We start from the raw sequence: 19854 nt of genomic DNA, 5'->3' as shown, positions 1-19854 counted from the left end.
AATCCGCCCGGGGCCCGGACGCGCCCGAGGACCAGGGAACGCCCCGAGGCGCGCCGGCCGTCAGACGACGATCCCGGACCCGCCCCCGTCGGTGACGACCGGCTTGCCGGCGCTCTCCCAGGCCAGCATGCCGCCGTCGACGTTCACCGCGTCGATGCCCTGCCCCACCAGGTACTGGGTGACCTGCGCGGACCGGCCGCCGACCCGGCAGACCACGTGCACCCGCGGGTTCTCCTCGCTCACGGCCTCGGTCAGCTCGCCGAAGCGGGCGACGAAGTCGCTCATCGGGATGTGCAGCGCGCCCTCCGCGTGGCCCGCCTTCCACTCGTCGTCCTCCCGGACGTCGAGCAGGAAGTCCCCGTCGCGCAACGCGTCGACACCAACCGTGGGCACAGCACCGAAGTTCATACCCCGAAAACTACCGGACCCCGGCTCAGGACCCGTCGCCCCCCGAAGGACCGCGGGGGGCGTCGTCCGCCAGCAGCCCGTCGAGTTCCGCCTCCCGCGCGGAGACCTGGGCGAGCAGCTGCTCGGCGATCTCGTCGAGCAGTGCGTCCGGGTCGTCCGGCGCCATCCGGAGCATCGACCCGATCGCGCCCTCCTCCAGGTCGCGGGCGACGACCGTGAGCATCTCCTTGCGCCGCGAGAGCCACTCCAGCCGCGCGTACAGCTCCTCGGTCTCGGTGAGCCGGCGTTCGGCGGGCTCCGGACCGGCCGCCCACTCCTCGGCGAACTCCCGCAGCCGCTCCTCGTCGCCGCGCGCGTAGGCCGCGTTGACCCGGGTGATGAACTCCTCCCGGCGGCTCCGCTCGGCGTCCTCCTGGGCCAGGTCGGGGTGGGCCTTGCGGGCCAGTTCGCGGTACAGCTTGCGCACCTCGTCCGAGGGCCGCACCCGCTGCGGGGGGCGCACCTCCTGGCCGGTGAGCATCGACTGGGCCTCGGGGAAGAGCCCCTCGGAGTCCATCCAGCCGTGGAACAGCTCCTCCACGCCCGGCATGGGCTGCACCTGGGCCCGCAGCTCGGCGGCGAGCCTGACGTCGTCCGGGTCGCCCGACCGCGCCGCCTTCGCCTCCGCGATCCGCGCCTCCAGCTCGTCGAGCCGCGCGTACATCGGACCGAGCTTCTGGTGGTGCAGGCGCGAGAAGTTCTCCACCTCGATCCGGAACGTCTCCACCGCGATCTCGAACTCGATCAGCGCCTGCTCGGCGGCCCGCACGGCCGCCGCGAGACGCGCCTCGGGCCGCGCCTGTGCGGCGTCCTGTTCCTGCTCCGGAGTACTCACCCGGCCAGCCTAAAGCTCACCCGGCCGCCGGCGGCCCGCCCGGCCCCGTCCCCCGCCCCGTCCCCGGCCGCCCGGGCCCTCGCCGCCCCGAGGGCCCGCCCGCGGCTCACACCCCCTCCTCGGCGGCGATCCGGCCCTCGCGGACGGCCCGCAGCAGCACCTCGTGGTCCGCCTCCGTGCGGTCCGCGTAGGCCACCGCGAAGTCGGCCACCGCCTCGTCCAGCTCCTCGCTCTTGCCGCAGTAGCCGGCGATCGTCCGCGGGTCGGCCGTGTGGGCGTGGGCCCGGGCCAGGAGCGCGCCGGTCATCCGGCCGTAGTCGTCGACCTGGTCGGCGGCGAGCGCCACCGGGTCGACGCTGCCCTTGCGGTTCCTGAACTGCCGAACCTGGTACGGCAGTCCCTCGACGGTCGTCCAGCCCAGGAGGTTGTCGGTCACCACCTGCATGCGCTTCTGACCGAGGACGACCCGCCGTCCCTCGTGCCCGGCGTGCTCCCCGCTCTCCCCGAACAGGTCGGCGCCGGCCCGGCCCGCCCCGAAGCCCTCGACCTCCGCCAGGTAGGGCACCAGCGAGGAGCGCCGGGCCTCCTTCACCTGGAGCACCAGCGCCTCGCCCCGGTGGTCCAGGAGCAGGACCACGTAGGACCGGGTGCCGACGCTGCCGGTGCCCACCACCCGGAAGGCCACGTCCTGGATGGAGTACCGGGCGAGCAGCGGGAGCCGGTCCTCCGACAGGGTTTCCAGGTAGGAGGCGAGCGAGCCGGCGACGGCGGCCGCCTCCGCGTCCTGGACCCGGCGCAGCACCGGCAGCGCGTCGACGAAGCAGCGGCCGCCGCTCTCGGACTCCTCGGTGGACCGGGCGGCGAAGCGGCCGCTGGTGTTCCTCCGGGCCTTCTCCGAGACCCTCCGCAGGGTGCCCAGGAGGTCGCGGGCGTCGGAGTGGGAGACCAGCTCCTCGTCCGCTATCGCGTTCCACGCGTCGAGCGCGGGCAGTTTGGCGAGGAAGCGCATGGTCCGCCGGTAGGAGCCCACGGTGAGCAGCGCCGCTTCCCGGCAGGTGTCCTCGTCCGCCCCCACCTCACGCCCGGCGAGGACCAGCGAGGCGGCCAGCCGCTTCACGTCCCACTCCCACGGGCCGGCGACCGTCTCGTCGAAGTCGTTCAGGTCGATGACGAGTTCGCCGCGGGCGTCCCCGTACAGGCCGAAGTTGCCCGCGTGGGCGTCGCCGCAGATCTGTGCGGCGATGCCGGTCACCGGGGTGCGGGCCAGGTCGTAGGCCATGAGCCCGGCCGAACCGCGCAGGAAGGCGAACGGGCTCGCGGCCATCCGGCCGACCCGGATCGGGGTGAGCGCCTCCAGCCGGCCCACGTTGGACTCCTCCACCGCCCGCAGGGCGTCGGGCCGCCGCGGGTCGATCCGCAGCTCGGCCTGCGCCGCGCGGGGCAGCCGCTCGCGCAGCGCCTTGCCCTCCTGCTTGGCGGAACCGCGGCCGGCGGCCGCCTCGCTGTGCCCGTCCCGCCAGCGCGCGAAGCCGGCCACCTCGGGGATCCGCACCCCGGAGTCCTCGACGACGCCCCCCACCGCACCGGTCCCGCTCATGGGCCCCCCTCTCCGTACCGCACACCGTTCCGAACCGGCCACGACCGTACCGCCCGGCCGTACGCTCCCGTCAGGTCCTGTGGACAACCCACGCGCGGTGGACAACCCCGCCACCCGACCGCGCGAAATGCCAGGTCGGACACGCGAAACGCGGGCAGGGCGGACCTCCTCGGCCCGCCCCGCCCGCTCCGGATCGCATTCCGGCCGCTCGGCTCACACGCCGACGGCCTCCTCCGCCTCCTCCTCGGCCTCGGCGCGCGCCTCCTCCGACCGCGCACCCGCCGCACCGGCCGCACCCACCGCGCCCGCCGCACCGACCGCGGCCCCCGCACCGGCCACGGCCGCTCCGACCGCCCTCCGCCGCGCCTCGACCACTCCCGCCGCCGCGACGAGCACCGCCCCCGCCAGCGCCCACCCGACCAGCGTGCCGACATGCCGCCCCACCTGGTCGCCGCCGAAGTACACGACCCCGCGCGCGCCCTCGACGAACCCGGCCCCGTTCCAGAACGCGTGCAGCGAACCGAAGAACCCGTTCTGCAGGTCCGGCCGGAACAACCCGCCGGAGCTGGTGAAGTTGAGCATCACGAACAGCGCCATCACGCCGAGCGTGGTCCACCGCTTGAGGAACGTGTGCAGCCCGATGCCGACGAGCAGGATGCCCGCGGAGTAGATCCACGCGAGCCCCCAGACGCCGGTGAGCCCGTGGTCGACCAGGTGGAAGACCGGCCCGGCGAAGGCAAGCCCGACCAGGCTCACCACGAGCGACATCCCGAGTCCGAGCAGCGCGCGCAGCCGCATCGGCAGCACCCCGCCGACCCCGCCGATCACCGCGACCGAGGCGTAGGAGCCGATGCTGATCGCCACGAGCAGGAAGAAGACACCCTGACCCGTCGGGTCGCCGGAGGCCGTCCGCACGATGTCGGTGACGGTCAGCGGGGCGTCCTGGGCGGCGGCGACCTTGGTGAAGACGCCCTCGGCCACCGTCGCGTCGGTGTCCGAGGACGCGGAGGCGACGAGCAGTTCGGGCCGGTCGCCCGGCAGGAAGGCGGCGACGATCTCCCGGTCCGTCAGCTGCTGCCGGGCGGCGGCCTCGGAGGGGACGGTCCGGACGTCGAGCGCGCCGTCACCCGTGTCGTTCAGGTGCTGGGCGAGCACCTGGGCGCCGGGCCCGCTGCCGACGACGTCGACGCGCATGTCGTGCGGCTGCGGGCTCCCGAACGCCCCCAGGTAGGCGAGGCCCATGCCGATGCACATCAGCAAGGGGGTGACGAGGTGGCCGAGCACGTGCCGGAGCGCGGCTGCGTCACCCGTCCCGGCGCCATGGGCGGCGTCTGCGGCGTGGGAGGACATGGGCGGGACCCTTCCATGGTTGGCTTGTACAACTCTCACTTACGTTGTACTATACAACTACACCAGCGAGAAAGAGCCCTCATGCCAGACCGCGACGCCTCGATCGAGACCATCCAGCGCGAGATGACCGCGTTCGCCCGGCGCGCCCGGGCCACCGCCGCCCGGATGCATCCGGAGCTGTCCCTGGTCTCCTTCACGCTGCTCGCGCACCTGGAGGACCGGCAGGGCTGCCGCGCGACCGACCTCGCAGCGCACTACACGCTCGACAAGTCCACGGTCAGCCGGCAGATCGGCGCCCTGGAGAAGCTCGGGCTCGTCGAGCGGCGGGTGGACCCCGGCGACCACCGCGTCCAGGTGCTGCACCCGACCGAGGCCGGGACGGCCGTGCTCGCCCGCGCCACCCAGCTGCGCCGGCAGGCCTTCCACGAGCGCCTCGCGGAGTGGGAGCCGGCGGACCTCGCCCGGTTCGCCGCGTACCTGCTGCGCTACAACGAGACGGCCTGACGCCCCGGTCTCCCGGCACGCCGCCCCGGCCCGCCTCTACGCGCCGCCGAACTCACTGCAGCGCACGGCCTCCTCGGGCGGCAGGTGCGCCTCCGCCCACTTCCGCAGCTCCACGAGGGCCGGCTCCAGCGCCCGCCCGGCGTCCGTCAGCCCGTAGCTGACCCGCAGCGGCGGCCCCTCGTGCACCCTGCGGACGACCAGTCCGGAGGCCGCGAGCTCGGTCAGCCGGTCGGAGAGCATCCGCTCGCTGATGCCGGGGATCGCCCGCCGCAAAGCGGCGAAGTGGACCGGGCGCTCCATGAGGACGGCCACGATCGGGCCGGTCCAGCGCTTCCCGAGCAGCTCGAAGACGAGCTTGATGCCGTGGTCGACCTGCTTGCACACCTGCTCGTCCGCCTCCGCCGCCATGCGCCCAGGGTACCGGCACCCTTAAGCGGGTGAGAAAAAGTAAGGAGCCGTGATAAGAATAGTTACGCACTCATCCCCTGCGGCATGCCCCCCGCGGCGCCGCACCTCGTCCCTGGAGACCACCATGGCCGTCCTCCTGCACCTCGACTCCGCCCTCCAGCGGCAGGACTCCGCCTCCCGCGAACTGACCGCGCTCTTCGTCGAGACCTGGCGGGCCGAACACCCCGAGGGCGTCGTCGTCCGCCGCGACCTCGCCGCGGACCCGCTCCCGCACCTGACGCCGGAGGCCGCGGTCGCCGGCGCCGACGACCCGCTGCGCAAGGAACTCATCAGCGAGCTCGAGCAGGCCGACGCCGTCGTCATCGGCGCCCCGATGTACAACTTCACGATCCCCTCGACGCTCAAGGCGTGGCTCGACCACGTCATCGTCATCGGGCGCACGGCGGGCGAGACCAGCAGCGTCGCCGGCACCCCGTTCACGTTCGTCGCCAGCCGCGGCGGCTCCTACGCGCCCGGCACGCCCCGCGCGGGGGCCGAGTTCGTGCAGAACTATCTGGAGACCCTCATCACGTCGATGTTCGCCTCGCCGGTCGACTTCGTCGTCCCCGAGCTGACGCTGGCCCCCGTGGTCCCCGCCATGGCCGAGCTGGTCCCGCTCTCCGAGGCCTCGCGCGCCCAGGCGCTCGCCGACGCCGCCGCCAAGGCCAAGGCCCTGGCCGTCACCCACGCCGCGGCCTGACCCCCGCCCGCGCGGAGGGGCCCCGCCCGACGGCCCCCGCGCGGCCCCGGGCAACGCGAAAGCCCCGCAGATCCGAGGATCTGCGGGGCTTCCGTTTGTGCGCGAGGGGGGATTTGAACCCCCACGTCCCGAAGGACACTGGCACCTGAAGCCAGCGCGTCTGCCGTTCCGCCACTCGCGCATTTCGAGTGTGTTCCGAAGCTCTCTCACCCGTTCGGGCCGAGCGCCTCTCGACATGCAGAACCGTAGCACGCGGTCAGGGGTGGATTCACATCCGTATCCCCGGGCACCTGCCCGGGAGGATCCACAGCCGGGTGCGCGACACTGGGGCAGGGACAGCGGTCAGGTGTCCCCTCTACGATCCCGTGTGAGAGCCGACACCCGGCTCCGTGCGGCACAAGGGGAACCAGCCGATTTCCCGGCGCGTGGATACGATCAGTAAGCAGTACCAGGACGACACGTACGGAGGAGGTGCCCCATGGGAGTCCTGAAACGTTTCGAGCAGCGGCTCGAAGGCCTGGTGAACGGCACCTTCGCGAAGGTGTTCAAGTCCGAGGTGCAGCCGGTCGAGATCGCGGGCGCGCTCCAGCGGGAGTGCGACAACAACGCCACCATCTGGAACCGCGACCGCACCGTCGTCCCCAACGACTTCATCGTCGAACTCAGCGCCCCCGACTTCGAGCGCCTGAGCCCGTACTCCGGCCAGCTCGGCGACGAGCTCTCCGGGATGGTGCGCGACTACGCCAAGCAGCAGCGGTACACCTTCATGGGCCCGATCAAGGTCCACCTGGAGAAGGCCGAGGACCTCGACACCGGCCTCTACCGCGTCCGCAGCCGCACACTGGCCTCCAGCACGTCCCAGGACGGCCCGCAGGGCCCCGGACGGCCCGAAGGACGCGGCGGATACGGCTACCCCCAGCCCGCGGGCGCGCCCCCGATGCCCCCGGGCCCGCCCGGCGGCAACCGCCCGCAGCCGGTACCCTCCGGAGCCGGCCGCGGCCCCGCGCCGCACGCCGGCGGCTCCGCCCGCCGCTGGATCGAGATCAACGGCAACCGCCACCAGATCACCCGCCCCACCCTCGTGCTCGGCCGGTCCACCGAGGCCGACGTCCGGATCGACGACCCCGGCGTCTCCCGCCGGCACTGCGAGATCCGGGTCGGTACGCCCCCCACGGTCGCCGATCTCGGATCGACCAACGGCATCGTGGTGGACGGACAGCACACCACCCGCGCTACGCTCCGCGACGGCTCGCGGATCGTCGTGGGCAGTACGACCATCATTTACCGGCAAGCCGAAGGGTGAAGCGGGGGCAATGTCAGAGCTGACCCTGACGGTCATGCGGCTAGGATTCCTGGCCGTCCTGTGGCTGTTCGTGATCGTCGCCGTGCAGGTCATCCGCAGTGACCTGTTCGGCACCCGCGTGACCGCGCGGGGTTCCCGCCGGGAGAGCAACACCAGGCAGCAGGCGGGCCGCACCGCGCCCCCGCAGCAGCGCCAGCAGTCGGGCGGCGGCCGCCAGCGCCGGGGGGCGCCCACCAAGCTCGTCGTCACCGAGGGCACCCTGACCGGCACCACCGTGGCCCTCCAGGGCCAGACCATCACCCTGGGCCGGGCGCACGACTCCACGATCGTCCTGGACGACGACTACGCCTCCAGCCGCCACGCGAGGATCTACCCCGACCGCGACGGCCAGTGGATCGTCGAGGACCTCGGGTCCACGAACGGCACGTATCTCGACCGCAACCGGCTCTCCACCGCCACACCCATCGCGCCGGGTGCACCGATCCGCATCGGCAAGACCGTCATCGAACTGCGGAAGTAGTGCTACATCATGAAGAGGCGCGAGCGGAGCGAGCACGCGGACACCGGCCGGACCCCGGCCCCGCGCGTGGTCCCGACCGGAGGGTGGGCAGTGTGGCTCCAGACAGGCTTTACCCCGAGGCGGCCTGGACCGGAGAGGTGCACATGAGTCTCTCGCTGCGCTTCGCCGCCGGTTCGCACAAGGGCATGATCCGCGAGGGCAACGAGGACTCCGGCTACGCCGGCCCCCGGCTCCTCGCCATCGCCGACGGCATGGGCGGTCAGGCGGCCGGCGAGGTCGCGTCCTCCGAGGTGATCTCCACCATCGTCGCCCTCGACGACGACGTCCCCGGCTCGGACCTGCTCACCTCGCTCGGCACCGCCGTCCAGCGGGCCAACGACCAGCTCCGCATGATGGTCGAGGAGGACCCCGAGCTCGAGGGCATGGGCACCACGCTCACCGCCCTGCTGTGGACCGGCGCGCGCCTTGGCCTCGTCCACGTCGGCGACTCCCGCGCCTACCTGCTGCGCGACGGCGTCCTCACCCAGATCACCCAGGACCACACCTGGGTCCAGCGCCTGGTCGACGAGGGCCGCATCACCCCCGACGAGGCCACCACCCACCCGCAGCGCTCGCTCCTCATGCGCGCGCTCGGCAGCGGCGACCACGTCGAGCCCGACCTCTCCATCCGCGAGGTGCGGGCGGGCGACCGCTACCTGATCTGCTCCGACGGCCTCTCCGGCGTCGTCTCGCACGAGACGATGGAGAACACCCTGGCGAGCTACCACGGCCCACAGGAGACTGTGCAGTCGCTCATCGAGCTCGCACTGCGCGGCGGCGGCCCGGACAACATCACCGTCATCGTGGCCGACGTCGAGAACGCCGACGGCGGCGACACCCTGGCCGGCCGCCCCAACGACACCCCGGTGATCGTCGGCGCGGTGGCCGAGAACCAGCACCAGAGCTACGGCGACGGAAACGGCGCCATGCAGACCCCCGCCGGCCGCGCCGCCGGCCTCGGCCGCCAGGAGCCGCGCGGCCAGGGCGGCGGTGGCGGCGACTACGGCCCGCCCGGCGGCGACGGCTACGCCCCCGACGACTCGTTCGACCTCTACGGGGAGGACGACTACGTCAAGGAGCGCCCGCGGCGGCGGTGGCTGAAGAGATCCTTCTACACGGTCCTCGCCCTGGCCGTCCTCGGCGGCGCCGCGTACGGCGGCTGGCGCTGGACCCAGGGCCAGTACTACGTCGGCGCCAACGACGACCACGTCGCCATCTACCGCGGCATCAGCCAGGACCTCGCCTGGGTGAGCATGTCGAAGGTGTACGACGACGAACCTGATATCGAACTCAAGTACCTCCCGCCCTACCAGCAGAAGCAGGTCGAGGGCACGATCTCCGAGGGCAGCCTCAAGGAGGCCCAGACCAAGCTCGACGAGCTCGGCGTCCAGGCCTCCGCCTGCAAGAAGCAGGAGGCGGCCGCCAAGGCCGAGAACGAGCGCAACGCGGAGACCGGCGAGGGCGAGGCGGGCGGCACCACCGGCCTGCGCGCCGACGACGACCCGAACAATCCCAAGGCCACGAAGACTCCCGCTCCGATCGACCCCGGTTACACGGACGCGGAGCAGAGCGTGGTCTCGAACTGCGGTAAGCAGTAGCGAGCCGTAGAGGGGGCCAGCGCCACACCATGAGCAGCAGTACGCACCACACATCCACCATCGGCGCGATCGGAGCGCCGAGCCGGCGGAACACGGAGCTCGTGCTCCTCGTCTTCGCCGTGCTCATCCCGGTCTTCGCCTACGCCAACGTCGGCCTCGCGCTGAACGACGAGGTCCCGACCGGCATGCTCGGCTACGGCCTCGGCCTCGGCCTCCTCGCGGGCGTCGCGCACCTCGTGGTGCGCAAGTTCGCGCCGTACGCGGACCCGCTGCTGCTGCCGATCGCGACGCTGCTGAACGGGCTGGGGCTGGTCCTGATCTGGCGGCTCGACCAGTCCGAGCGGCTGCAGAGGGTGCGCTCCTTCTCCGAGGCCGCGCCGAACCAGCTGATCTACTCGGCCCTCGGCATCGCCCTGTTCGCGGGCGTGATGGTCGTCCTCAAGGACCACCGCATCCTGCAGCGCTACACCTACATCTCGATGGTCGTGGCTCTCGTCCTGCTGCTGCTCCCGCTGGTGCCGGGACTCGGCGCTGACGTCTTCGGGGCCAAGATCTGGATCCGGGTCGGCGGATTCTCCATCCAGCCCGGTGAATTCGCCAAGATCGTCCTGGCCGTCTTCTTCGCCGGTTACCTGATGGTGAAGCGTGACGCGCTCGCCCTGGCGAGCCGCCGCTTTATGGGGCTCTACCTGCCGCGAGGACGAGACCTGGGTCCGATCCTCGTCATCTGGGCCATGTCGATTCTGATCCTGGTCTTCGAGACCGACCTCGGTACGTCCCTGCTGTTCTTCGGGATGTTCGTGATCATGCTGTACGTCGCCACCGAGCGAACCAGCTGGATCGTCATCGGTCTCGGCATGGCCGCGGTCGGAGCGGTCACGGTCGCTTCGTTCGCAGGGCATGTGCAGTCCCGGGTCGCTGCCTGGACGGATCCCTTCGGCTGTCTCAAGACGGCGGATCCGGGCACGAACATGGCCTACGCCTGCGACCAGATGACCCAGGTGCTGATGTCGTTCGGCTCCGGCGGCATCCTCGGTACCGGTCTCGGCCAGGGCAACTCCGACCTCATCGGCTTCGCCGCCAACTCCGACTTCATCTTCGCCACCGTCGGTGAGGAGCTCGGCTTGGCCGGCGTCATGGCCTTCCTGCTCCTCTACGGGCTGATCATCGAGCGCGGTGTCCGCACGGCGCTCGCCGCGCGCGACCCCTTCGGCAAGCTCTTCGCCATCGGCCTCTCCGGGGCTTTCGCGCTCCAGGTGTTCGTCGTGGCGGGCGGCGTGATGGGCCTCATCCCGCTCACCGGCATGACCATGCCGTTCATCGCGGCGGGTGGCTCCTCCGTGATCGCCAACTGGGCGCTCATCGGCATCCTCATTCGTGTCAGCGACACCGCCCGGCGCCCCGCCCCCACGCCGGCCCCCTCTCCCGACGCCGAGATGACCCAGGTGGTACGGCCGTGAACAAGCCCCTCCGCCGAATCGCGATCTTCTGCGGCCTGCTCGTCTTCGCGCTGCTGATCCGCGACAACTGGCTGCAGTACGTCAGGGCGGACGAGCTGCGCACGCACGCGAACAACAAGCGCGTCGACATCGAGCGCTACGCCTCGCCGCGCGGCAACATCGTCGTCGACGGCAAGGAGATCACCGGCTCCAAGGCGACGGACGACACGTACTACAAGTACAAGCGGACCTACAAGGACGGTCCCATGTGGGCACCCGTCACCGGCTTCGCCTCCCAGGCGTTCGGCGCCAACCAGCTGGAGAGCCTCGAGGACGGCATCCTCACCGGCACCGACGACCGGCTGTTCTTCCGCCGGACCATCGACATGATCACCGGGAAGAAGCCGGGCGGAGGCAACGTCGTCACCACGCTCAACGGTGCGGCGCAGAAGGCCGCCTTCGAGGGCCTCGGCGATCGGAAGGGTGCCGTCGCGGCGATCGAGCCGTCGACCGGCCGCATCCTCGCCCTGGTATCCACCCCGTCCTACGACCCGTCGGAGTTCGCCGGGCAGTCCACCGCGGACGGCAAGGCGTGGAACCGCCTGGGCGACGACAAGGACAAGCCCATGCTGAACCGCGCGCTCCGCGAGACGTACGCGCCCGGTTCGACCTTCAAGGTGGTTACCGCCGCGGCCGCCCTCGAGAACGGCCTCTACAACGGCATCGACGACAAGACGGACTCCCCGTCGCCGTACAAGCTGCCGCTGACCGACGGCAGGAACCCGCTGACGAACCTCTCCGACGCCGGCTGCGAGGACGGCTCGATGAAGGTCGCCCTCGGGCAGTCCTGCAACACCGTCTTCGCGAAGATCAGCGACGACCTGGGCAACGACAAGATGATCGAGCAGGCGAAGAAGTTCGGCTTCGGCCAGGAGTTCTTCACGCCGGTCCGCGCGGAGGCGTCCGACTACCCGGAGGACAACCGGCCGCAGAACGCCATGGCGGGCATCGGGCAGGCCTCCAACCGTGCGACCCCGCTCCAGATGGCCGTCGTCGCGGGCGCCATCGCCAACGACGGCGTGGTCATGAAGCCCAACATGGTCTCCGAGCTCAAGGCTCCCAACCTCGACACCGTCGAGCGGAGCAAGCCGGAGGAGTTCGGCCGCGCGGTCTCCCCGGAGAACGCCCAGAAGCTCCAGCAGATGATGGAGTACGTCGTCACCGACGGCAGTGCCCGCGGCAAGGTCGGCCTGGGCGACGGGTACAAGATCGGCGCCAAGACAGGTACGGCCCAGCGTGGTGTGAACAACAGCGAGAACCCGTACGCCTGGTTCATCTCCTACGCACAGGCCGCCGACGGCTCCTCGCCGGTCGCGGTCGCGGTGATCGTCGAGGACGCGGGCGTCGACCGCAACCAGATCACCGGCAGCGGGATCGCCGCCCCCATCGCCCAGAAGGTCATGGAAGCCGTGGTCGGCCGGAAGTGAACCCCAGGCCGAGCGTGACATGAGTGACACACGCCGGATGCGGTCGGACCTGAGGTGATACCCCTCGCGACGCCCTTCCAACCGCCCTCCACGCGGTACCGGTCCCGTATCGGTTGAGCCTCCGCGGCGGAGGCGGACCCGGCGGGACCGGTACGGTATGCCCCGGACAGCAGCGACTACAGAGGTCTGGTAGGTACAGCTATGGAAGAGCCGCGTCGCCTCGGCGGCCGGTACGAGCTGGGCTCCGTGCTCGGCCGTGGTGGCATGGCCGAGGTCTACCTCGCCCACGACACCCGGCTCGGCCGCACCGTGGCGGTCAAGACCCTCCGGGTCGACCTCGCCCGCGACCCCTCGTTCCAGGCCCGTTTCCGCCGTGAGGCCCAGTCGGCCGCCTCGCTCAACCACCCGGCGATCGTCGCGGTCTACGACACCGGCGAGGACATGGTGTACGACAGCGCGTCGGGCAACGGCGCGTCCATCTCCATCCCGTACATCGTGATGGAGTACGTCGACGGGTCCACGCTGCGCGAGCTGCTGCACTCCGGGCGCAAGCTGCTGCCCGAGCGGTCCATGGAGATGACGATCGGCATCCTCCAGGCCCTGGAGTACAGCCACCGCAACGGCATCGTCCACCGCGACATCAAGCCCGCGAACGTCATGCTGACCCGCACCGGCCAGGTCAAGGTCATGGACTTCGGCATCGCCCGCGCGATGGGCGACTCCGGCATGACCATGACGCAGACGGCCGCGGTCATCGGCACCGCCCAGTACCTCTCGCCCGAGCAGGCCAAGGGCGAGCAGGTCGACGCCCGCTCCGACCTCTACTCCACCGGCTGCCTGCTCTACGAGCTGCTGACCGTCCGGCCGCCGTTCGTGGGGGACTCGCCCGTCGCCGTCGCCTACCAGCACGTACGCGAGGAGCCGCAGCCGCCCAGCAACTTCGACCACGAGATCACGTCCGAGATGGACGCGATCGTGCTGAAGGCGCTCACCAAGGACCCCGACTACCGCTACCAGTCGGCCGACGACATGCGCCTCGACATCGAGGCGCTCCTCGACGGCCGCCCGGTCGCCGCCACCGCCGCCATGGGCTCGGTCGGCTACGGCTCCTACGACAGCGACCAGTCCACCGCCCCGCTGCGCGCCCAGTCGGGCGGCTCCTCGGTCGACCAGACGTCGATGCTGCCCCCGATCCCCCCGAACGAGGGCGGCTACGGATACGGCTCCGACGACGGCGGCGGGCGGCGGCGTCAGCCGCAGCGGAAGTCGAACACCTCGACGATCATGCTCGTCGTGGCCGGCGCGCTGGTCCTCGCGGGGATAGTCGCGCTCAGCATGTGGGCCTTCGCCAACAACGACGGCAAGGACACCGTCAACGTGCCGAGCCTCGTCGGCAAGACCGAGCGGGCCGCGGAGCAGGCCACGACGAACAGCCAGCTGAAGCTCGTCGTCACCTCCCGCGGCGAGTGCGCGGTCGAGGGCATCGAGAAGGGCCAGGTCTGCACGCAGGACCCCGAGGGCGGCAAGCTCGCGAAGAACGAGCCGGTCAACGTCACGATCTCGACGGGGGAGCCGAAGATCGAGGTGCCGGACGTCACGGAGAAGTCCGAGGACAACGCGACCGAGATCCTGGAGGACAAGGGCTTCGACGTCTCCGTCGACAAGGTCGAGTCCGACACCGTCCCAGAGGGCAACATCATCAGCCAGAGCCCGAAGGGCGGCTCCAAGGCCGAAGAGGGCGCGGAGGTGTCGCTGAAGGTCTCGGCGGGTGAGTCGCAGAAGACGATCCCGAACGTGCTGAACCAGCCCTTCGAGGCGGCGCAGGCGCAGCTCGTGCAGAACGGGTTCGTCGTGGCCAGGACCGATGAGGAGACCGACGACCCCAACCTGGTCAACAAGGTCATCAAGCAGAATCCGAGCGGCAAGGCCGCAGAGGGTACGCAGATCACCCTGACCATCGGCAAGGCCAAGGAGGTCAAGAAGGTCGCCGTCCCCGCCTTCGCGCCCCTGACGACGTCCCTCAAGGACGCCAAGGCAGCCCTGGAGCAGGCCGGTCTCAAGCCCGGGAACATCGAGGGCCCCCAGGACGACAACGCCCTCGTGGTCGCCCAGGACCCGGGCGGCAACTCCCAGGTCGACGAGGGCTCCGCCGTCAACCTTCGGACCGTCCCCGCCCCCGGCGGCAACATCGGCGACGGAAGCGGCCTCATCGGCGGCAACGACGGTGACAACAACGGAGGCAACGGCGACGGCCGCAACAACGGCCGCCGCGACGACTGACCGGCCCCCGTACCCGAACAGACACCGGAGCCCCGGCATCACGACCGATGCCGGGGCTCCGGTGCGTCCGCCGGGAGCGGCCGGGCGGGAGCGGGGGCTACCGCAGCTCCGCCGGCCGCGTGCGCTCCGCGTCGACCTTCTCGACGCGTTCCAGCTCGCCCCAGACGATGTAGCGGAACCGGGAGGTGTACACCGGGGTGCAGGTCGTGAGGGTGATGTAGCGGCCGGGCTTCGTCGCACCGGACTCCTCGGGGACCGCGTCCAGGACACCGACGTTGAACTTCGAGGTCTGGGGAAGCGCCTTGAACACCTTGTAGACGTACCAGTTGTCCTTCGTCTCGAAGACGATCGGGTCGCCGGTCTTCAGCTTGTCGATGTTGTGGAACTTCGCCCCGTGCCCGTCGCGGTGCGCCGCGAGGGAGAAGTTGCCGGTCTCGTCCTGGGGGAGCGCCGACTTCACGGGCTTGGTGTAGTACCCGGCGACCCCGCCGTTGAGGGTGTCCGTGGCGGTTCCCTTGCGGACGAGGACCTCGCCGTTCCTCATCGCCGGCACGTGCAGGAAGCCGAGCCCGCCTTGCGTGTTGAGGGCGCCGGGGCCGGCCGGGCCGTCGTCGGCCCACTGCTCACGCACCTGGTCGCCCTCGCGGGACGCCTCGCGGTCCGCCAGGACGTTCGTCCACCACAGCGAGTAGACGACGAACAGGCCGAGCACGACGCCCGCCGTGATCAGCAGCTCGCCGAAGACGCTCACCGCGGACGCGATCGGGCCGCGCCGCCCCGCCCGGCGCGTGGCCGCACGCGTCCGCTCGTCCCGCTGCCGGGTTCTCGCTCCCACCTGAACCTGCCCGTCCGTCTCGCCCGGTCGTGCGCGGTTCTCCGCGCACCTGCTTCCCCACCGCGGACGCTCAGCCGACGAGGGCGTCCGGTCTGCCGTCCTCGCGCGGCCGTTCGTCGACCATCTTGCCCCAGACGATCAGCCGGAAGGTACTGGTGAACTCGGGCGTGCAGGTGGTCAGCGTGATGTACCGGCCCGGCCCCTCGAAGCCCGAGCCCGCCGGCACCGCGTCGAGTACGTCCGTGTTGCTCGGCGGCGTCTGCGGAAGGATGCTCGCCATGTCGTACGTGTAGAAGGTGTCCCGCGTCTCGACGACGATCGCGTCGCCCGGTTTCAGCCGGTTGATGAACCGGAACGGTTCGCCGTGGGTGTTGCGGTGGCCCGCGAGTCCGAAGTTGCCGCGCTTCGCCTCCGGCATCGCCGTCCTCAGGCCGCCCTCGGCGTAGTGGCCGACCATCCCGCGGTCGAGCACCTTCTCCTTGTCGACGCCCTCCGCGATCGGGACCACGACGTCGAGCTTCGGGATGTGCAGCAGCGCGAAGCCCTCGCCGGGCTCGAAGGCGCCCGCCCCGCGCTTCCCGGGCGCGGAGGCGTCGTCGTCCTGCGCCCAGCGGTCCTGGAGGCTGCTGCGCGCGTCGGCGGCGCTCTGGCCGGCGCGGACGTTCGTCCACCACATCTGGTAGGTCACGAAGAGGAGCATCACGACGCCGACCGATATGAACAGCTCCCCCACGGCCCGGCTCAGGACGGCGGCGGCGCCGGGTCTGCGCTCCCTGGCCAGCCGCCGCGCCTCGACCCGGGAGAGGGGCCGCGCCCCCGCCGTCGCCCCCGCGGCGGAGTCGGCCGGCCCGCCGGGAGCCGCACCGCGGGCCCGTGCACCGCCTCTGGGGGCCTTGCGGCGCCCGTGTCCCCCGGCGGCCCCGCCCCGGCCCGCCGCGGCCCTCCTGCGGGCGGCACGGCCGCCGTCCGCGGGAGGTCCGGGTGCCGGGTCCGGCGGCGGGTCCGGCAACCGCAGCGTCAGGGTGTCGGAATCGGGCAGCCGCGCCCCGGGGGACTCCGGGGAGATCCCGTGGCGCGGCGGCGTCACGCCGAGGCCCTGCCCACCACCGGGGCCAGGCCCTCGGAGCGGGCGACGGCGGTCGGGTCGCCGCACTGCGCGAGCCAGTTGGCCAGCATGCGGTGCCCGTGCTCGGTCAGCACGGACTCGGGGTGGAACTGCACGCCCTCCACGGCCGCGTCCCGGTGCCGCAGCCCCATCACGATCCCGTCGGCGGTCCTCGCGGTCACCTCCAGCTCGTCGGGCAGCCGCTCGGGCTCGGCGGCCAGCGAGTGGTAGCGGGTCGCGGTGAACGGCGAGGGCAGTCCGGCGAAGACGCCCGCGCCGTCGTGGACGACCGGCGAGGTCTTGCCGTGCAGCAGCTCGGGGGCGCGGCCGACCACCCCGCCGTAGGCGACGGCCATCGACTGCATGCCCAGGCAGACGCCGAAGACGGGCACGCCCGTGGCCGCGCAGTGGCGGACCATGTCGACGCAGATCCCGGCCTCCTCGGGCGTGCCGGGGCCGGGGGAGAGCAGCACCCCGTCGAAGCCGTCCTGGGCGTGCGCCAGGTCGACCTTGTCGTTCCTGACCACCTCGCACTCGGCGCCGAGCTGGTAGAGGTACTGGACGAGGTTGAAGACGAAGCTGTCGTAGTTGTCGACGACGAGAATGCGTGTGGTCACTGGCCGTCCACCGTCACATCGTTGAAGGGGAGCAGGGGCTCGGCCCACGGGAAGACGTACTCGAAGAGCGCCCAGACCACGGCGAGCGCCAGCACCAGCGAGAGCAGTGCCCGCACGAACGCGTTGCCCGGCAGATGCCGCCAGATCCAGCCGTACATCCCCGACCCTTCCCTTCCCGTCACCCCAGGCCCTGCGGAGTCCTGTCGCACCAGACTAGCGGCGCGGAGGCGGCCGTTTCCGGTTGTCCACAGGCTGGGTGTGCGGCGGTCACCGCGCGGAGGCGCCGCCCGCGGGCTCCGCGTGGTGGAGGTCGACGGTGCCCGCGTACGCGGGGAGGGTCAGCGAGCGGTGCTCCTCGACGTTCCAGCCCAACCCGTAGGCGTTGACGTAGAGCATGTAGTTCTGGATCTCGGGGGACGCGGCGAGCGCCCGCTGGAGGGCCTCCCGGTCACCGACGGCGGTCACCTTGTACGGCGGCGAGTAGACGCGGCCCTGCAGGATGAGCGTGTTCCCGACGCAGCGGACGGCGCTGGTGGAGATCAGCCGCTGGTCCATGACCTTGATCCCCTTGGCGCCGCCCTGCCACAGGGCGTTGACCACGGCCTGCAGGTCCTGCTGGTGGATGACGAGGTCGTTGGGCTGCGGCTCCGGGTAGCCGGGCAGCTTGGCCACCGCGTTCGGGGGCGCGTCGGCGAGGGTGACGGTCACGGCGCCGCCGCTCAGCTCCTTCGTGCCGGCCGCCTTCTCCAGCGCCGCCAGCTTCGCGTCCTCGGCCTTCGTGCTGCCGTCGTCGCGCTCGACGAGGGACTCGACGTCCTTGCGCAGGGTCGCGTTGACCTCGGTGAGGCGCTTGTTCTCGCGGTCGCGTTCGTGGATCAGGTCGGACAGCTTCAGGAGCGACTCGTCGGACCGGATGTTGGTGCCGTTCGCGGTGTTGAAGCTGGTCACGAAGATCAGGCCGGCCAACGCGAAGACGCCCGCGGTCAGCAGCCGCACCGGCCGCAGCCGCTTCGGCCCCGGGGCGGCGGCATGGCCGTGGTGCGGGGCGGGGGACGGACCGGAGGCGGCCTCCGGCGCGGGCTCGGCCTCCGGGAGGGGTCCGGGCGGGGGCCCGAGGCGGGAGTCGTCGGAATTGGTCAACGTACCCTCTCCTTACGACACAGCCGGAAGCACTACGCTAACGGACGCCCGGAGGTCCCCCACGACCCCCTGGGGCCAGCCACCCTTCACCTGCTACCTGCACAGTTACCTGCGCGGCCACGCAGCGCATCGACAGGAGAGTCCCTCGTGCCGAAGTCACGTATCCGCAAGAAGGCCGACTTCACGCCGCCGCCGGCGAAGCAGGCGAACGCGATCAAGCTGACGAACCGCAGCTGGGTGGCCCCGGTCATGCTGGCGCTCTTCGTCGTCGGCCTGGTCTGGATCGTCCTCTTCTACGTCACCGAGGGCTCGCTGCCGATCAAGGCGATCGAGAACTGGAACATCGTGGTCGGATTCGGCTTCATCGCGGCCGGGTTCGGTGTCTCCACGCAGTGGAAGTGATCCGCGGAACGATCGAGTAGTCGGATCATCCACAATGTTGTCCACAGGTGTGGACGGCTGTGGGAAAGGTCGTACGAGCTGTGGATAACTTCCACGGGGTTGACGCCGGTACGACTACGTCATCGTAGGCCCGGAACACCTGTGCCCCTTGTCCTTCCTGGGAAGATCCAGGTCGGGACGAGGGGCACGGGCGTTTCACCGGGCTTGCACAGCGGCGGCCGCTCGCTGTGGATAAAGGACGGCTCAGGTGAGCGCGGCGGACCGCACCACGCTCGCCCCGAGCAGGACGAGCAGCACCAGGGCGCAGCCGCCGTACTGCACGAGCCGGCGCCGCTCGCGGGGGGCGAAGACGAGCGCCGCAGACACCAGGACCCCGGTCACCAGACCCCCCAGGTGCCCCTCCCAGGAGATCCCGCCGCGGAACGAGAAGATCACGTACACCACGATGAGGATCACGATGGGCCGCATGTCCTCCCGCAGCCGGCGCGAGAGCACGGCCACGGCGCCGAGCAGCCCGAAGACCGCCCCGGAGGCGCCCAGCGACGGCTGGTTCGGCGCGGCCACGAGGTAGGCGAGGACGGAGCCGCCGAGGCCGGACAGCAGGTACAGCACCAGGTAGCGGGAGCGGCCGAGATGCCGCTCGACCATGCCGCCGAACACCCACAGCGCCAGCATGTTGAACGCGATGTGGACCAGGTCCTCGTGCAGGAACGTCGCCGTGAGCAGCCGATACCACTCGCCCTGCGCGACCCCTTCCACCTGCAACGTCGCCGGGTTGATCGCCTGGCCGACGAGGTAGAGCGCGTCCACGAACCGGTCGCCGAGGACGAACGCCAGGCCGTAGACGGCGACGTTGAGCGCGATCAGCACCTTGGTGACGAGGACCGGGTCGCCGTCCGCGACCGCCCCGCCCGCGAGGTTGCGGGGGCGGTTCGCGTCCGGCCGGTGGCCGGTGCCCGATCCGGTGCGCACGCACTCCGGGCACTGGAAGCCGACCGACGCGCTGACCATGCAGTCGGTGCAGATCGGCCGCTCGCAGCGGGTGCAGCTGATCCCCGTCGGCCGGCCCGGGTGGCGGTAGCAGTCCCGCACGCCGTCCGGTGCTCCCTGGTCCCGAGGAACCTGCTCCATCGTCCGATCCCCTCTTGGCGGACGGGCCCGCCCCGTCCGTGCCCTCTGCCGGGTTCCGCCGTGCGGAAGCCCCTGTGT

At 71.4% G+C, this 19854-nt stretch carries 20 protein-coding genes and 1 tRNA gene; 9 read left to right on the top strand and 12 right to left on the bottom strand.

Annotated features, from left to right (window positions below; genetic code table 11):
* Positions 1-60: 60 nt before the first annotated feature.
* The 4 genes from ACFWEG_RS01185 to ACFWEG_RS01170 all read right to left on the bottom strand — a co-directional run bounded on the left by ACFWEG_RS01185 (position 61) and on the right by ACFWEG_RS01170 (position 4229).
* A complete protein-coding gene (locus tag ACFWEG_RS01185; RefSeq protein ID WP_387207781.1) occupies positions 61-408 on the bottom strand; it encodes a rhodanese-like domain-containing protein in 348 nt (115 codons plus the stop codon).
* A gap of 25 nt (positions 409-433) precedes the next feature.
* A complete protein-coding gene (locus ACFWEG_RS01180; protein WP_387207779.1) occupies positions 434-1282 on the bottom strand; it encodes a hypothetical protein in 849 nt (282 codons plus the stop codon).
* Positions 1283-1388: 106 nt separating this feature from the next.
* Positions 1389-2879, bottom strand: coding sequence for a DUF2252 domain-containing protein (locus tag ACFWEG_RS01175; RefSeq protein ID WP_387207777.1), 1491 nt, complete (start codon positions 2877-2879; stop codon positions 1389-1391).
* Between the two features lie 213 nt (positions 2880-3092).
* Positions 3093-4229: a hypothetical protein gene (locus ACFWEG_RS01170; protein WP_387207775.1), complete on the bottom strand. Its 1137-nt coding sequence runs from the start codon at positions 4227-4229 to the stop codon at positions 3093-3095.
* An 81-nt stretch (positions 4230-4310) separates the two neighbouring features.
* Here ACFWEG_RS01170 and ACFWEG_RS01165 point away from each other — a divergent pair, with 81 nt between their 5' ends.
* Complete coding sequence (locus ACFWEG_RS01165) at positions 4311-4733, top strand: MarR family winged helix-turn-helix transcriptional regulator (RefSeq protein WP_387207773.1); 423 nt, start codon at positions 4311-4313, stop codon at positions 4731-4733.
* 36 nt (positions 4734-4769) lie between these two features.
* On the opposite strand, the gene ACFWEG_RS01160 is transcribed toward ACFWEG_RS01165, so the two are convergent.
* Positions 4770-5141 (bottom strand): winged helix-turn-helix transcriptional regulator, encoded by a 372-nt coding sequence (locus ACFWEG_RS01160; RefSeq protein ID WP_387207771.1) that lies wholly within the window; start codon positions 5139-5141, stop codon positions 4770-4772.
* A 124-nt stretch (positions 5142-5265) separates the two neighbouring features.
* On the opposite strand from ACFWEG_RS01160, the gene ACFWEG_RS01155 reads away from it, so the two are divergent.
* The gene (locus ACFWEG_RS01155) at positions 5266-5880 is read left to right on the top strand and encodes an FMN-dependent NADH-azoreductase (RefSeq protein WP_387207769.1); all 615 of its coding nucleotides are present in this window, start codon (positions 5266-5268) and stop codon (positions 5878-5880) included.
* Positions 5881-5978: 98 nt separating this feature from the next.
* On the opposite strand, the gene ACFWEG_RS01150 is transcribed toward ACFWEG_RS01155, so the two are convergent.
* Positions 5979-6061 (bottom strand) — tRNA-Leu (locus ACFWEG_RS01150).
* 297 nt (positions 6062-6358) lie between these two features.
* Between ACFWEG_RS01150 and ACFWEG_RS01145 the strand changes: the two genes are divergently transcribed.
* The 6 genes from ACFWEG_RS01145 to pknB all read left to right on the top strand — a co-directional run bounded on the left by ACFWEG_RS01145 (position 6359) and on the right by pknB (position 14546).
* Positions 6359-7183: an FhaA domain-containing protein gene (locus tag ACFWEG_RS01145; protein WP_387207767.1), complete on the top strand. Its 825-nt coding sequence runs from the start codon at positions 6359-6361 to the stop codon at positions 7181-7183.
* A 10-nt stretch (positions 7184-7193) separates the two neighbouring features.
* Entirely contained in the window at positions 7194-7703 is a 510-nt protein-coding gene (locus tag ACFWEG_RS01140) for an FHA domain-containing protein (RefSeq protein ID WP_387207765.1), read from the top strand.
* A 143-nt stretch (positions 7704-7846) separates the two neighbouring features.
* Entirely contained in the window at positions 7847-9340 is a 1494-nt protein-coding gene (locus tag ACFWEG_RS01135) for a PP2C family protein-serine/threonine phosphatase (RefSeq protein ID WP_387207763.1), read from the top strand.
* Positions 9341-9369: 29 nt separating this feature from the next.
* Entirely contained in the window at positions 9370-10800 is a 1431-nt protein-coding gene (locus ACFWEG_RS01130; protein WP_387207761.1) for an FtsW/RodA/SpoVE family cell cycle protein, read from the top strand.
* Positions 10797-12266 (top strand): peptidoglycan D,D-transpeptidase FtsI family protein, encoded by a 1470-nt coding sequence (locus ACFWEG_RS01125; protein ID WP_387207759.1) that lies wholly within the window; start codon positions 10797-10799, stop codon positions 12264-12266. Before ACFWEG_RS01130 ends, ACFWEG_RS01125 begins: the two co-directional genes overlap by 4 nt.
* Positions 12267-12467: 201 nt before the next feature.
* Positions 12468-14546, top strand: coding sequence for a Stk1 family PASTA domain-containing Ser/Thr kinase (pknB, locus tag ACFWEG_RS01120; RefSeq protein ID WP_387207757.1), 2079 nt, complete (start codon positions 12468-12470; stop codon positions 14544-14546).
* A 97-nt stretch (positions 14547-14643) separates the two neighbouring features.
* Here the strand turns inward: pknB and ACFWEG_RS01115 are convergent, their stop codons facing one another.
* The 5 genes from ACFWEG_RS01115 to ACFWEG_RS01095 all read right to left on the bottom strand — a co-directional run bounded on the left by ACFWEG_RS01115 (position 14644) and on the right by ACFWEG_RS01095 (position 18108).
* Positions 14644-15381, bottom strand: coding sequence for a class E sortase (locus tag ACFWEG_RS01115; RefSeq protein ID WP_387207755.1), 738 nt, complete (start codon positions 15379-15381; stop codon positions 14644-14646).
* Positions 15382-15451: 70 nt separating this feature from the next.
* On the bottom strand, positions 15452-16546 hold the full coding sequence (locus ACFWEG_RS01110) for a class E sortase (RefSeq protein WP_387207871.1): 1095 nt from the start codon (positions 16544-16546) through the stop codon (positions 15452-15454).
* Entirely contained in the window at positions 16465-17103 is a 639-nt protein-coding gene (locus tag ACFWEG_RS01105) for an aminodeoxychorismate/anthranilate synthase component II (protein WP_387207753.1), read from the bottom strand. The genes ACFWEG_RS01110 and ACFWEG_RS01105 overlap by 82 nt, the downstream gene beginning before the upstream one ends.
* Complete coding sequence (locus tag ACFWEG_RS01100; protein ID WP_387207751.1) at positions 17100-17261, bottom strand: hypothetical protein; 162 nt, start codon at positions 17259-17261, stop codon at positions 17100-17102. The genes ACFWEG_RS01105 and ACFWEG_RS01100 overlap by 4 nt, the downstream gene beginning before the upstream one ends.
* Positions 17262-17370: 109 nt before the next feature.
* Positions 17371-18108, bottom strand: coding sequence for a DUF881 domain-containing protein (locus ACFWEG_RS01095; protein WP_387207869.1), 738 nt, complete (start codon positions 18106-18108; stop codon positions 17371-17373).
* Between the two features lie 282 nt (positions 18109-18390).
* Between ACFWEG_RS01095 and crgA the strand changes: the two genes are divergently transcribed.
* The gene (gene crgA, locus ACFWEG_RS01090; RefSeq protein WP_387207749.1) at positions 18391-18645 is read left to right on the top strand and encodes a cell division protein CrgA; all 255 of its coding nucleotides are present in this window, start codon (positions 18391-18393) and stop codon (positions 18643-18645) included.
* A gap of 243 nt (positions 18646-18888) precedes the next feature.
* On the opposite strand, the gene ACFWEG_RS01085 is transcribed toward crgA, so the two are convergent.
* A complete protein-coding gene (locus ACFWEG_RS01085) occupies positions 18889-19776 on the bottom strand; it encodes a rhomboid family intramembrane serine protease (protein ID WP_387207747.1) in 888 nt (295 codons plus the stop codon).
* Positions 19777-19854 lie beyond the last annotated feature (78 nt).

It is taken from the genome of Streptomyces sp. NPDC060194 (assembly GCF_042728285.1).
GTDB lineage: Bacteria > Actinomycetota > Actinomycetes > Streptomycetales > Streptomycetaceae > Streptomyces.
This window is presented reverse-complemented; position numbering and strand designations above follow the sequence as displayed.